Source organism: Intestinirhabdus alba (assembly GCF_009711095.1).
Classification (GTDB): domain Bacteria; phylum Pseudomonadota; class Gammaproteobacteria; order Enterobacterales; family Enterobacteriaceae; genus Intestinirhabdus; species Intestinirhabdus alba.
On record NZ_WMJZ01000055.1, the window covers coordinates 1 to 13,702 of the forward strand.

Genomic DNA, 13,702 nt, shown 5'->3' on the forward strand with positions numbered 1-13,702 from the left:
GCACCGGGTCGGCTACAAAATGAATGCCGCCGATCCTGTTCGGTCAGCCTTCGCGACGGCGGAAGTCCTGTCCTCACCGACGCTAATTTCTGCCACATCGCTCCGGCGCTGCATGGAAGGCTCCACGCTGAATATCTGCGCCGGAATGGTAGAGTTACGCAATGCCCCTGCGCCATACACAACTGCCGCTGCAGCCGGAGCGGGCAGCGTCAGCCAGTACAGGCCGCCACTCACTTTCTCTCACTTCATTCGCTCCAGCATTCAGATGACGCCCTGGATGCTGCTATTGCTGGCAAACAGTCCGGCTCCGAACACTGCTTTTCAGCAAGTCCCGGCACGATAGCGTCCTGTACCGCCTCCTCCGGGATCAGCAGCCAGCGAATTTTATTACGCCGGAACGATCCGTAGCGGCGGTAAAATGGGGCAATCAGCACCGACAGCTCCAGGGTATCCGGATGTTTTTTCCGGTGATTTTTCCAGCGGGTTACTAACATCACCCTGTAACCGGTTTACTCGTCGCTCAACTCTTCCCCGGCCGGAAAATATCGGCATCATAAAAAGAAACAGCGGGAACAGGCGGGAGGCTCCGTAATCAGCCCCTTTTTTTCCGGTTACCGCCAGACCATCAGGCAGGCAACGGCCAGCGCCACAGCGATGAGCTGTACTGGCAACAAAAAACAGTTCCGGTTTTTTTCCTGTCCGGAGCAGGAACATCCGCATCACGTTTCTGCCTCCTGCCGGGTTGCCAGCGGGGAGATTACCGCGCTCCATATCGCGTTATGCCCGGCATCACTGCTGATAATCATCTGGGGAAGCTGTTGCTCTTGTGCGGCCTGCGCGGCAGCCGCTACTGCAAGCCACGGAGCGACGCGGCCGCTCTGGCCCAACGAAGCATCAAGGTTATGGAGGTTGTCATGTACCACGGCGGCCAGTAGCGGAGAACGACGCTGTATCGTGACCGCCTCACGCTGCTCCCGGTTCAGACCACACAACCAAAGGTGCTGTAACGTCGTCTTATTCAGGGGAACATGATAAGCCGCCTGCGTCAGACCCTGCTCCAGCTCGGCCTGCGTGCTGCCATCGGGGCGATGCAGCAGCGCCAGCGGCTCCAGCCTGTGCTGGGTCAGGCGGTTGCCCAGCAGCAGCGCCACTGCCGCTTCCCCCGTCCCCTCGGGGGTCGCCGGGGCTATCTGTGCAGCCACCACCAGCAGTACCGCCTCATCGCGGATACGGGTATTAAGCCATTCATCCACATAAGCCAGCCCGCTGCCGTCAACAAACGCCACCGGTTGTGCAATACCGCTTTCCTGCCATGCCCGATGCCAGAGCGTATGTATTCGTGAGGCGAATACGCTGGAAGAGAGATCGAGCAAAACCGCAACCGGATTATCTTCCGGTAAATGAACCAGCGAAACGCCAACGGAAGAGATCAACTCCAGAAAAACCGTATAAATCACGTCATCGGGCGTCTGCCCCGGCTGACGAGGAAGAGAACTGTGGTAACAACCCGCAGCGCCATTCCAGGCCGTCTGTGTCGTTATCAGCGTTTTGTTACGCAGCAGGGTCTCCAGCGTGGAGGGCAACGTAGCCCCATCCTCATCTTCTGACCCGGCTACCCTGAACGTGGCCGACAGTATTTGAAATGCGCGGCGGCTTTTGCGGGTTTCAGCCAGAATCCACGCTTCGCGCCGCCGGTCCCAGGCATTGGCGCTTACATGATAGAGCAGATAGACCACCAGACGCAGACTGCCTGCCAACATCCAGACGACAAACAGCATGCCCGGCACTACTATCCGGTGAAATTGACCGGCGAAAGAGGATTCGGTAAGCCACGTAAACAGCACGCCTGCAGCCAGCAATACAGCTAATGCAGCTAACTAGCGCTGCGGCTTTGGCGGCTCAGGCCGCCATGCTTTCGGTGGAAGATTTTTCAGATTGAATGTCATTTTTAAATACTTGTAGGGGAATGATTTTGGCTATCATTCGGGTGTAATTGATGGCCGGGGTTACATATCATAAGAGCGTTCGGAATTCTGTGTCATTCAAGCAATTTATACCCCCTTAACCCGGATCTTCAGATTCCATCGGCATGGTGTAATATTCATCATGAATACTTTTACATTTTTTCTTTTCGCTACCGGTATAAACCCTATTCCCCTCAGAGTCCCATGAGGAACATTTAAGTATTTCCCCGGAACTAAATATTAACACGGAAGAGAGCTTTTGATTTTCATACCATGATTTCCAGACACCATCCTTTTTCCCGCGCGCATAATTTTCTTTAGTCCATTCATTTCCATTCCTGTACCATGAGGTGAGTTCACCATCAAGAACGCCATCTTTCACACTCCCGGTAAATTGTTTGCTCCCATTTTTATACCAGTAATGTATTACTCCATTTTCCTTTCCTTTGACAAAAAATGTTTTGTATTTTCTCTGGCCATTTTTCCACCATGACTGATATATGCCATCCGGTATACCCCCGCTAAATTCCTGAAAATATTCCAGTTGTTCGGCATTATACCTGGTAATTATCACTTGCCTGTTCCTCTCTGGATCAACAAATTTATCACTGCGTAAACCCTCTGATGCAGAAAAGGTGGGGAGCGGAAAAAACACACAAACCGAAAACAATCCAATATATATTTTTTTACAAAAAATCATAATGAAACATCCTTAAAACCCCAGGCCAATTGTCATTAATTCGGTTTTATTATGGGCGCAGTCGGGATATCTACTCGCCATTTTTTTTCATAGCTACCATCAACAGTTTTATCACAATAAACCGCAACAGAATATTCAACGCGCCCATACTCTTTAGGTGTCCACGCCGCTCTTAATGGAACAGCACACAAAGGAACCCAAATTTTGAAGTTTGGCTCTAAACTTCTTCGTTCAATACCTGTCCGTTTTTTTTCTTCTTCAAGAAATTTTACAGCGACTTCATTTATTTCATAAAGGCCATGACTTTCCTCGGTGGAGCGAAATTGTTTTAAACTCGTCTCCTTTGGCGCGCTATATGCTATATTAGCCAGTAAACACAAGAACACCAACAAAGTTTTATTGTATTGTAAGCGTACCAACATACACCCCCTTGCTATCCAGCCTGTTTCTGATTAAATACTCATACAGAGCATTCCATTTTTCCAGTTGCCATACTGGAACATATCCTTCAGTTAAATTACCCATATGTAAAAAACAGCTATTATAGCTAGCCGCATACTTAACCGAAAACCAGACTGTATCATCTTTCAATCATTCATCCTGGCAGGATCTTCAAGTAACTCTTTTAACTCATCGTCTGGCAAATCCATTTCCCGCAAATATTTTTCCGGTATTTTCATCCTCTTTTTTACCTCCAGTGGCAATCCTTTGAGATAATCCATATAAACTCTGTAGTCCTGTTCCCGGCAATCAAAAAAACCGAATAACCTTTCCTTATACTTCTCCCGCTCAGCTGCAGTTAAGATTTTATATTTTTTAAAAAACTCATTTTGTGACATAGTCACATGACTGGATGAAAGCGCGTCTTTCTTATCAATATCAGCCTTTCGGCTATAATATTCAAAATAAACACCACCGTCTTTACGATGCACATAGAGAGTATGAGTATCCCGCCCTTTTCTCATTCCTCTGGGAAGCGCGGCATCAAAATCGAACTTACCGACTTGCTCACCATAGGAGTAATAAATAGTATAATGTACTACCTCAATACCCTTTTCATCAGGTATCACAGGATATTTATTACCTTTATATAACAGACTCTGAATTTTAAAGACAGGAAACCCAGGATGTTTTTCACTATTAGAATGAATTTTTATATTAATCACCATATTTTTTAAAATATCCATATCGCCATAGACTTCAAAAGGCGGTTCATAAAATTCATCATTCATATCACACCCTTGAGAAAAATATATCATTAACAATATAAAAAAATATTACGTGCGCGTTCTATGATCATTAAATGCCCCCTGATGACTTTCTCCAAGATGAATACCATTACAAAAAAAATTCAACGGTGTTGCTGCAGGATATGGTCCCAAAATAGCAGATGAACCTTCACCTCCTTTCCCCCCCACCATATACGTTGGCCCCATGTCCCAGCCGGTATTTGTAGATCTTGCCAAAGTTGTTACTCTGATATGAGGTTCAAATGATGGAAATGATGAAGTTGACTGCCCCCAGACGATAACTTCTTTAAAATTATCCAATGAAGATAATCTCACTGCAAATCCTTCTGACTCATTATGTCCTGAATTGCAGCCATAAAAGACACAAGTTGCCCCTGACTTCTTCCAGTTAAAATCAATTGCATCCCAGCCGCCGGATATTGCCATTTGTCCATTTTAAAAAACGCATTAATTGGTGTGAGCATTCCACTTGTTACTTCAGTCCATCAAAAGGTAATAAAAAAAACTCATTGCACCCTATTTTTTTACACCCCCAATAAATCTCCTCTTCGTTATTTTTCCATATTGAAGTTGACGCAGCATTAATAACAAAGGTCCATTCAGTTCCGTTGCTTTCAAGCTTCCCTCTTATTTCGCAAGGTAACCAGTAAAACTCCCGACGAATCCCACCTTCATCGTTATACTTTATGCTTAGATTGAATATTGAAACAACATCATCAGAATCAATCATCCAGTTATTGCAAGCTTGCTTTAGCGTTATATTCTCTTTCACAATTCCTATATAAACAGGATTGCTTATACTTATTATTTTCACCTTGGCCTCCAGAGAGCCTTTGAAGAATAACAAAAAACTAATCAACACTATAAAGACCAGCACCTTCACCGGCAGTTTTATAACTAATCCTGTCATGTTCATATATATCTTCCTCACTTAATTCGTAAATATTTATCAATATATCAACGAGGGTGGAAATTGAATTTTTCTGCTCACTTGCAGGATTTCCCCACTCTTTAACTTTCTTGTCATATAACGCAACAACCTCAATCCCAATACTGTCAACGTTATAAGGATATCGAGAAGGATACTCTTTTTCTTTTTCATGGTTATATAATTTTTTGGGATTCCAGCCAAAGGATTCTATTATTTTCCTTTCTGCTTCTGACCATGTATTTTCTGCCTGACAACGAGATTTTATTTTCCCTACATGGCTAGTATATGAAAATAAACTTGCCGTTTGATATATATCACCATTCTTTGCAATTAAAAAATGGGTGCCGATACCATTAGAAAAACTCACCAACGGCCCTTGTTCTGTCGAAGAATCCGTTCTATGCAATACTATCGCATTTATTTTCTTCATAACTCCCTTCTCAAGCTCAGGGATGCTTTTCTTTATAAGTCCTGCGTTTCTTATATACCCACCATCATCAACAAAAATTAATTCCACAACGCATTTTTGATCTTCATTTGCCTCTCCATTCAAAATAGTAGTTGTACGATAGACACACTGTTCCTTATGTTTATCATATACTAGTGGTGAAGGATTACTTTTCTTACCACCATTCAATATTTCATTCTCACTCATCTACCTCTCCTTTCATTAAAAATGAAAACTCAAAATCCAGGCATAAGCTCAATTTTTATTTCCTCTTCATTACACCTGAAAAATCTTTCTGTATAGCCTTTATTATCGGTTCTACCTTCTTTTTTCGTACCATCCATAAAGGTTGCTATATATTTAATATTAATATATGGAATACCTTCGCGGTCTACAAACACAAAGCGCCGACTATAATCTCCATCACCAATCAGCGGAAAGACCATCATCTCTGGCTTCACCGACGCCCGCGTCTGCCGCCCGTACCGGCCCGCTTTAGTGAGAAATTCCCCCACCGTTCCCGACTCAATCTTATTCTCATCCAGCAGGATATAGCTTCCTCCGCCGTTCAGGGTGATTTTCTTCTTCGCAATGATATTGATTTCATCTTCGGTGCTGACAATGGTGATGCCCTTACGCGCCAGCAGCTCCATCACATCGTTCTGCGCCTGCACCGTGACCGGCCCCTGACTGGCTATCAGCTTAATGCCCAGCTTTCTGACAAACACGCTCAGCCTGTTGCCCACCCCGATAAAGAAGTTCTTCACCACGCTGATATCGGCATTCTTTCCCGCCGTGGCTATCAGATTTTCCGCCGCTGAAGCCTGCAGGTGCGCCCCGCTGCTCAGCGCTATGCCCTGCGGCCCGCTCAGCAGTATCACCGCCTCCTTAAGCTCTTTTACCTGCTGCTCCAGCCAGCTTACCTGCGCCTGTAAATCCGCTGGCGCTGCCGTGGCCCTCTGCGCATCCCCGGAAAGGCCGCTCATCTGCGACTGTCCCTCCCTCAGATGGCTGATTCCCGCCGCCATCTCCAGCACCTCTCCCTGCGCTTTCGGCTGACCGTCCGCCGTAATGAATATCCCTTTCTGCGCCCGTATCGCCCCGTAACTGTCGGTTCTTAATTCAAACCCTTCGCCCCGCTTCTGTCTGTCACTGTCCACCAGATGGCCGAGACTGAGCTGACTCTTGCCGCCGTATTCGGTGCTGACCTTGATATGCTCCTGCCCCCGCGTGTCATCAAGGCGAATTTTGTTGTTGGCAGGTGTTCTGAGTACGTTGCGTTTGTAGTTACGGATGGTGACAGGATCCGGGTGCGCCGAATCGTGCAGCACCCCCGCAATGTACGGCCGGTCCGGGTCCCCCTGTTCAAAGGCTATCGCCACCTCAGTCCCTGCCAGCAGCGGCAGATGCAGGCCGTAAGTGTCTCCGGCATAGGGCCGCGCCTGACGCACCCACAGGCTCTCTTCTCCCGGCGGCCAGTCGTCGCGGTCAAACAGCAGACTGACCTTATAACGTCCGTCGCGGTCAATATGACCGTAAATATCGTTGGCTCTTGTGCTGGTCACTCTGGCCGGAAGCGTCCCCGCCATTTTCGGTTTGCTGATAAGCGCCGGCCGGAAGCCGTACTCCTCCTGGCACGGGATGGCCCGGAACGTCACCGCAAAGCTGCGGTCACGCCGCGCCCGGCTGTGAACAGCGGTTATCACCACGCCCCGGCGGAAGGTGTCCGTCACCTCTTCTCCGCCGGTCACCTTCAGCACCTGACCGGGGGCCAGCGTCGCGCAGTTGGCTTCCCCGCTAAGCCGCGTCTGGTCGTTCAGGTAACGTTCATGGCGCAGCCGGGCGTAAAACGCCCCGCTTTCCGGCTCCGGAAAGCGGCGGTGATGCTCGCCTGGCGTAAGGTAATTGTCCGCCTGGTGATACGCCTCGCCGTAAGTGGTGGTATCCCCCCCTCTTGTGGCATCCATGCTCAGGCTCATCTCTTCCGGCGCGTTGCGGTAGTTGTAGTCGCGGGTGTACACGCTTTTTTCCACCATCCGGTGGTGACTTTCCAGCGCCCAGGCCGATTCCCTGTCGTCATCATACTGACCGGACGGCGGCACCGACGGCAGAGTGACGCCCGGCGCATAGTGGCGCGGGTCATCAAAAAATTCCGCCACGTCTATATTCAATCGGCTGTCGGCGGTAAAGCGAAACCCGATGCCCACCTCCGCCAGCAGGCGCGAGATGAAGGTTAAATCATCCTCGTCGTACTGCATCACCTGCTCACGGCGCGGATATTCACAGGCCAGCGTAAAGAGAAAATTCTGACCGCGCATGGCGTGGCGGGTTCTGAGGATATGCTCCACGATCTGCGGCACCGACATGTCCTGATAAATACGGCACTGACGCGAGCGTGCGAGCAGCGCCAGACGGGGCTGCAGAGTCAGGGAATAGCGGGTTTCATCCTTCGAGGTGGAGAGCCGCTCAAACTCTGTCACCACCCCCTGAAGCGTGCGCACCGGCTGCTGCACTTTAACGCCGAATCCCTGAGTCACCGGCGCCTGCAGGGTCAACGACGCTTTCTGCATCAGCATCTGCTGCGGCGTAAGGGTTTTATCCACGCTGGTAAACTCAATCACACAGCGGAACGGCTCGCTTAACGCTTCATGGCCTTCAAAACAGAGCACGTCCAGCGGCGACGGGCAGTCGCGCACCTTCAGCAGGTGGTGGCTGTGGCTGAACAGCAGCGACGCTATATCGCTCATTGGTTATCTCCTTATAACGGGTTCCCGGCTGGCCGGACACGCTACCGCCCGTCGCTGTTTACCAAAGCGCACAAAGCAGGTAGCCCCAAATGTGTACCTTCTGTCCGGCCCGGTCCGCACAGGCGCTCAGAAAAGAGCGGGGTTAATCCATCGATGACGGCTGCCCGTCATCCGGCAGGCATCAGCCCGCGACGCCAGACCAATTTTTAAGCTTCCGGGAATTAATGCCGCCGGAGCTGTTCAAAACGCGCTGCGTTTTGTCCTGCAACCCGCAATCAGATACTGATAGCCCACGATATTTAGTTATTACCGCTATTGCTCTGAATACATTCATAAATAAAGGTGTGGTGACTATTAAGTCGCCTGAAAGATCGCGACTTCTATAGTTGCTGCTTTTATTGAAATATACCCGTCATACTTCAAGCTGCATATGCGTTGGCTACGGGTTACTCGTCTCATCCATGAGACTCGCCCTGACGGGCCGCCGCTGCGCGGCGTTCAAATCTGCTCCGGGCAGATTTGTCACTCACCCCGGTCACTGTGTTCGCTATGCTTCCGGGGATGAATGAGGGACATCCCTGTCCCTCACCGCAGGCGACCAGTGGTCGGGCAAATTCGTTCCTGACGAATTTGTCGCTCGCTTGCCGCCTTCATGCAACTCGAATTATTTAGGGTATAGTTGAAGAAAAATGTGGGTTTTTTATCGTTACTGGAATCATTAACAGTGCGGAATGTCGGGAGGCGAAGGGGCGCTTTTATTCCCCGGATACATCCCATGCCCGGCCCCGAACGGGCTTCCGGCGAATCACTTTGCAAGGAAAAATCGGTCATAACGCTATATTCCTTTATGAAGCTAACGAATCCCTAAACAAAATTACACTAAACTAAACAGGGGTTCCGGATCAACATTATGGTTCAAATTTCTGTCGCTATAAATAAAAAACCACCTCCTGTAAGATTCCGATATACCACTATCCTTAAGGCAATAAGCAATAAAACCACCTCGCCATCAGAAATAAAAACCAATAAAACAATAACCAGCAAATTAATATTCCGATTTCACCTGAAACCTGCCCAATCGGACGTAATTGTCGCGGGCACTGCCCGGGTTCAAAATGGCGAATAAACCAGCCTGGTGGGATCGTCGGCTCTTAATTAACATAAAAGTTAATATCCTAAATAATTCGAGTTGCCGGACAAAACGCAGCGCGTTTTGAACAGCCGTAGCGCTGGCCCTTCAGGATAAGGCCCCTGGGTCTCGCCCGGACGAACCGCCAGGCGACCAATCACTTCGCCGGTTTCTGCTGGGCGCAGCTAAAGCCTGGGTACGACTACTTTGAGCAAACCCGCAGGCCGCCGACTGTATCGGCTTGCCGATGCCCGCTATGTCATCGGCAAGCCGCTGGTTCAGCCGCAGCTGGCGTCAAACTATGCGCTCCCCGAGGCAAAATAAGCGCCATTCGCCCGGCATAATTTTTTGCCAGCTTTCGTTGCCCGTCAGCGGCTGCGTGGCGATCACCGTAACCACGTCATTGGGCGTGGTCTGCGAACTGAAGTCTATCTCCACGTCCCGATCCAGNACCGTAACCACGTCATTGGGCGTGGTCTGCGAACTGAAGTCTATCTCCACGTCCCGATCCAGCAGCGTGGCGACGCCAAACGGCGCGCGGCGGGTGATCCAGTGCAAATGGGTGGAGCAGTAAGCCATCACGTAGCGCCCGTCCGACAGCAGCATGTTAAACACACCCTTTCCCCGCAGCTCCTCCGCCAGGGTGGCGATATACCTGAACACCGCCGGCATATTGCCCGGCGTGCGCGGGTAGCGCTGCGTCAGCCGGTGCAGCAGCCAGCAAAAGGCCTTTTCGCTGTCGGTTTCGCCAACCGGGCGAAAATTACCGGTTTCCAGGGATCTGTAGCCGTTAAGCTGGCCGTTATGGGCGTAAGTCCAGTTGCGCCCCCACAGCTCCCGGGTAAAGGGATGGGTGTTCTCCAGCGCCACCGCCCCCCGGTTTGCCTGGCGAATATGGGCCACCACCGAGTGAGACTTGATGGGATACTCCTGTACCAGCCTGGCAACGGGCGAATGAACGCTGGGCTGCGGATCTTTGAATGTGCGACAGCCTTTACCTTCGTAGAAGGTAATGCCCCAGCCATCCTTGTGCGGCCCGGTTCCTCCGCCGCGCTGAACCAGCCCGGTGAAGCTAAAGCAGATATCGGTCGGCACGTTGGCGCTCATCCCGAGCAGTTCACACATACATCACCTCCACAAAACGCCGGAGAAGATTGAAGGCGTATTCTTTCAGCCGGCTGGTAAAGAAATTGTTGCTCGTTACTTAACCATCTCTTTTTCAATTAGCTGAATCAGGATATGAATCACCTTAATATGGATTTCCTGAATACGATCGGCGTAGCCGAAGTGCGGAACGCGAATTTCAATATCCGCGGTTCCGGCAATTTTGCCGCCATCCTTGCCGGTCAGGGCAATGACCTTCATCCCCTTCGCCCGCGCCGCCTCAATGGCCTTAATAACGTTAGCCGAGTTGCCGGAGGTTGAGATGCCCAGCAGCACGTCACCTTCACGCCCGAGCGACTCCACGTAGCGGGAAAAGATGTAGTCGTAGCCAAAGTCGTTGCTGACGCAGGAGATATGGCTGACGTCGGAAATGGCGATCGCCGGATAGCCCGGACGATTTTCACGATAGCGGCCGGTCAGCTCTTCGGCAAAATGCATGGCGTCGCAGTGGGAGCCGCCGTTACCGCAGGAGAGTACCTTGCCACCCGCTTTGAAACTGTCCGCCAGCATCACCGCCGCGCGCTGGATCCCGTGAAGGTTCGCGTCATCTTTTAGAAAGTTGGCCAGCGTTTCTGCCGCTTCGTTCAGTTCGTTACGAATAAGATCCTGGTACATGAGGATATCCTTCAACATGAAAGTAAATGACAGGATGCAGTGTAACGGATAGCGTCGTAAGCGAGAAGCAGAAGCCGCGTGCGCCGGGGCGGCTTTCGCTTTTCGTGCCGCCGGAAGCGGCAACAATGTGAACCTTGTTGTAATTATTTTGTGAACACATTGATAAAAAATTTCACATACTCTACAACCATATCATCACAAGTGGTCAGACCTCCTACAAGCAAGGGAGCTTTTCGTTATGATGATTCTGAGTATTCTCGCTACGGTTCTTCTGATCGGCGCGCTGTTTTATCACCGCGTCAGCCTGCCGCTGAGCAGCCTGATTGTGCTGGCATGGACCGCGGTGCCTGGCGCTGTCGGCCTGTGGACGCTCTGGCTGCTGGTTCCGCTGGCCATTGTTCTCCTTCTGTTCAACGTTACGCCAGTGCGTAAGTCGGCGATCTCCGCCCCGGCGTTTCGCCGCTTCCGCAAGGTGATGCCGCCGATGTCGCGCACCGAAAAAGAGGCCATCGACGCCGGGACAACCTGGTGGGAAGGCGAGCTGTTTCAGGGCAAGCCCGACTGGAAGAAACTGCACAACTACCCGCAGCCGCAGCTGACCGCCGAGGAACAGGCGTTTCTCGAAGGCCCGGTGGAAGAGGCATGCCGCATGGCCAACGACTTCCAGATTACCCACGAGCTGGCCGACCTGCCGCCGGAGCTGTGGGTGTATCTGAAAGAGCACCGCTTCTTTGCGATGATCATTAAGAAGGAGTACGGCGGGCTGGAATTCTCGGCGTACGCCCAGGCCAGGGTGCTGCAGAAACTCGCCGGCGTCTCCGGGATCCTCGCCATTACCGTCGGCGTGCCGAACTCGTTAGGGCCGGGCGAACTGTTACAGCACTACGGCACCGAAGCGCAGAAAAATCACTACCTGCCGCGCCTGGCGCGGGGCCAGGAGATCCCCTGCTTTGCCCTGACCAGCCCGGAAGCGGGTTCCGATGCGGGGGCGATCCCGGACATCGGCGTGGTCTGTATGGGCGACTGGCAGGGTCAGCAGGTGCTGGGTATGCGCCTGACCTGGAATAAGCGCTATATTACCCTGGCCCCCGTCGCCACCGTGCTGGGCCTCGCCTTTAAGCTCTCCGATCCGGAGAAGCTGCTCGGCGGCGCGCAGGAGCTGGGGATCACCTGCGCACTGATCCCCACCTCAACGCCCGGCGTGGAAATTGGCCGTCGCCACTTTCCGCTGAACGTCCCGTTCCAGAACGGCCCGACCCGCGGTAACGACGTCTTCGTCCCGATTGATTACATTATCGGCGGGCCGAAGATGGCCGGCCAGGGCTGGCGGATGCTGGTGGAATGTCTGTCGGTAGGCCGCGGCATCACCCTGCCGTCCAACTCCACCGGCAGCGTGAAAAGCATCGCCCTCGCCACCGGCGCGTACGCCCATATCCGCCGCCAGTTCAAAATTTCCATCGGCAAGATGGAGGGGATTGAGGAGCCGCTGGCGCGCATTGCCGGGAACGCCTGGGTGATGGACGCCGCCGCATCGCTGATTACCAGCGGTATTATGCTCGGTGAGAAGCCGGCGGTACTCTCTGCCATTGTGAAGTACCACTGCACCCACCGCGGCCAGCAGTCGATTATCGCGGCAATGGATATTACCGGCGGCAAAGGCATTATGCTTGGCAAGAGCAACTTTCTGGCCCGCGCCTACCAGGGCGCGCCCATCGCCATTACCGTCGAGGGGGCGAATATTCTCACCCGCAGCATGATGATCTTCGGCCAGGGAGCGATTCGCTGTCATCCCTACGTCCTTGAAGAGATGGCGGCGGCGCAGAACAATGACGTCAACGCCTTCGATAAGCTGTTGTTTAAGCATATCGGCCACGTCGGCAGCAATATGATGCGCAGCTTCTGGCTGGGGCTGACCCGTGGCTTATCCAGCGCAACGCCCACCGGCGACGCCACGAAGCGCTACTATCAGCACCTGAACCGCCTGAGCGCCAACCTGGCGCTGCTCTCTGATGTCTCGATGGCGGTGCTGGGCGGCAGCCTGAAGCGTCGTGAGCGGATCTCGGCGCGGCTCGGTGACGTCCTGAGCCAGCTCTATCTCGCCTCTTCCGCGCTGAAGCGGTATGACGACGAGGGCCGTCAGGAAGCCGACCTGCCGCTGGTACACTGGGGCGTGCAGGACGCGCTCTGTCAGGCCGAACAGGCGATGGACGATCTGCTGCAGAACTTCCCGAACCGGGCGGCGGCCAGCCTGCTGAGGGCGGTGATTTTCCCGACCGGTCGCCACTATCTGGCACCGTCCGACAGGCTGGATCATAAGGTCGCACAGATTCTGCAGATCCCGAGCGCCACCCGCTCCCGCCTCGGCCGCGGTCAATACCTGACGCCGGGCGAGCACAACCCGGTGGGCCAGTTGGAACAGGCGCTGCTGGAGGTGATTGCCGCCGAGCCGGTTCACCAGCGGATCTGCCGGGAGCTGGGCAAAAACCTGCCGTTTACCCGCCTCGATGAGCTGGCGAACAGCGCGCTGGCGAAAGGTCTGATTGATAAAAATGAGGCCGCCATTCTGATAAAAGCGGAAGAGAGCCGCCTGCACAGCATCAATGTCGATGACTTCGCACCTGAGGCGCTGGCGACGCAGCCGGTAAAGCTGCCGGAGAAAGTACGTAATATCGCGGCGGCGTAACGGCCAGCCGGATCTTCCAGCCCCGCTGCGGCGCTGAGGAATCCCCAGTAATGGGCGGGTAAAAAAGGACG

At 52.4% G+C, this 13,702-nt stretch carries 14 protein-coding genes and 1 pseudogene; 3 read left to right on the forward strand and 12 right to left on the reverse strand.

The features are described 5' to 3' along the window. Window positions 1–343, forward strand: a 343-nt coding sequence (locus tag GJV78_RS23370) for a hypothetical protein (protein WP_209439275.1), incomplete at its 5' end; no start/stop codon positions are given. 44 nt (window positions 344–387) lie between these two features. Here the strand turns inward: GJV78_RS23370 and GJV78_RS23375 are convergent. The 10 genes from GJV78_RS23375 to GJV78_RS21400 all read right to left on the reverse strand — a co-directional run bounded on the left by GJV78_RS23375 (window position 388) and on the right by GJV78_RS21400 (window position 8,871). Then, window positions 388–723, reverse strand: coding sequence for a hypothetical protein (locus tag GJV78_RS23375; RefSeq protein WP_209439276.1), 336 nt, complete (start codon window positions 721–723; stop codon window positions 388–390). Next, window positions 720–1,844 carry a hypothetical protein gene (locus GJV78_RS21360; RefSeq protein WP_155110130.1) on the reverse strand — a complete coding sequence of 375 codons (1,125 nt, stop codon included), beginning with the start codon at window positions 1,842–1,844 and terminating at the stop codon, window positions 720–722. Before GJV78_RS21360 ends, GJV78_RS23375 begins: the two co-directional genes overlap by 4 nt. A gap of 217 nt (window positions 1,845–2,061) precedes the next feature. Further along, complete coding sequence (locus tag GJV78_RS21365) at window positions 2,062–2,664, reverse strand: toxin-antitoxin system YwqK family antitoxin (protein ID WP_155110131.1); 603 nt, start codon at window positions 2,662–2,664, stop codon at window positions 2,062–2,064. 35 nt (window positions 2,665–2,699) lie between these two features. Then, window positions 2,700–3,086 (reverse strand): hypothetical protein, encoded by a 387-nt coding sequence (locus GJV78_RS21370; protein WP_155110132.1) that lies wholly within the window; start codon window positions 3,084–3,086, stop codon window positions 2,700–2,702. A gap of 165 nt (window positions 3,087–3,251) precedes the next feature. Further along, on the reverse strand, window positions 3,252–3,896 hold the full coding sequence (locus GJV78_RS21375; protein ID WP_155110133.1) for a hypothetical protein: 645 nt from the start codon (window positions 3,894–3,896) through the stop codon (window positions 3,252–3,254). Window positions 3,897–3,941: 45 nt separating this feature from the next. Further along, window positions 3,942–4,340, reverse strand: a complete 399-nt coding sequence (locus GJV78_RS21380; protein WP_155110134.1) for a hypothetical protein — start codon at window positions 4,338–4,340, stop codon at window positions 3,942–3,944. 46 nt (window positions 4,341–4,386) lie between these two features. Further along, window positions 4,387–4,728 (reverse strand): hypothetical protein, encoded by a 342-nt coding sequence (locus GJV78_RS21385; protein ID WP_167519692.1) that lies wholly within the window; start codon window positions 4,726–4,728, stop codon window positions 4,387–4,389. Between the two features lie 37 nt (window positions 4,729–4,765). Continuing rightward, entirely contained in the window at window positions 4,766–5,500 is a 735-nt protein-coding gene (locus GJV78_RS21390) for a peptidoglycan recognition protein family protein (RefSeq protein WP_155110136.1), read from the reverse strand. 29 nt (window positions 5,501–5,529) lie between these two features. Continuing rightward, window positions 5,530–8,040 (reverse strand): type VI secretion system Vgr family protein, encoded by a 2,511-nt coding sequence (locus tag GJV78_RS21395; RefSeq protein ID WP_155110137.1) that lies wholly within the window; start codon window positions 8,038–8,040, stop codon window positions 5,530–5,532. Window positions 8,041–8,625: 585 nt separating this feature from the next. Continuing rightward, window positions 8,626–8,871 carry a hypothetical protein gene (locus tag GJV78_RS21400; protein WP_155110138.1) on the reverse strand — a complete coding sequence of 82 codons (246 nt, stop codon included), beginning with the start codon at window positions 8,869–8,871 and terminating at the stop codon, window positions 8,626–8,628. 474 nt (window positions 8,872–9,345) lie between these two features. Between GJV78_RS21400 and GJV78_RS23105 the strand changes: the two are divergent. Further along, window positions 9,346–9,493: pseudogene (locus tag GJV78_RS23105) on the forward strand (peptidoglycan meso-diaminopimelic acid protein amidase); the annotation flags it as partial. Here GJV78_RS23105 and GJV78_RS21405 read toward each other — a convergent pair. Together GJV78_RS21405 and lpcA are read right to left on the reverse strand one after the other, a co-directional pair. After that, window positions 9,464–10,294, reverse strand: coding sequence for a class II glutamine amidotransferase (locus GJV78_RS21405; RefSeq protein ID WP_155110139.1), 831 nt, complete (start codon window positions 10,292–10,294; stop codon window positions 9,464–9,466). The pseudogene GJV78_RS23105 and the gene GJV78_RS21405 overlap by 30 nt on opposite strands. Window positions 10,295–10,369: 75 nt before the next feature. Beyond that, window positions 10,370–10,948: a D-sedoheptulose 7-phosphate isomerase gene (gene lpcA, locus GJV78_RS21410; protein WP_155110140.1), complete on the reverse strand. Its 579-nt coding sequence runs from the start codon at window positions 10,946–10,948 to the stop codon at window positions 10,370–10,372. Window positions 10,949–11,186: 238 nt separating this feature from the next. Between lpcA and fadE the strand changes: the two genes are divergently transcribed. Continuing rightward, window positions 11,187–13,631 carry an acyl-CoA dehydrogenase FadE gene (gene fadE / locus GJV78_RS21415; RefSeq protein ID WP_155110141.1) on the forward strand — a complete coding sequence of 815 codons (2,445 nt, stop codon included), beginning with the start codon at window positions 11,187–11,189 and terminating at the stop codon, window positions 13,629–13,631. Window positions 13,632–13,702 lie beyond the last annotated feature (71 nt).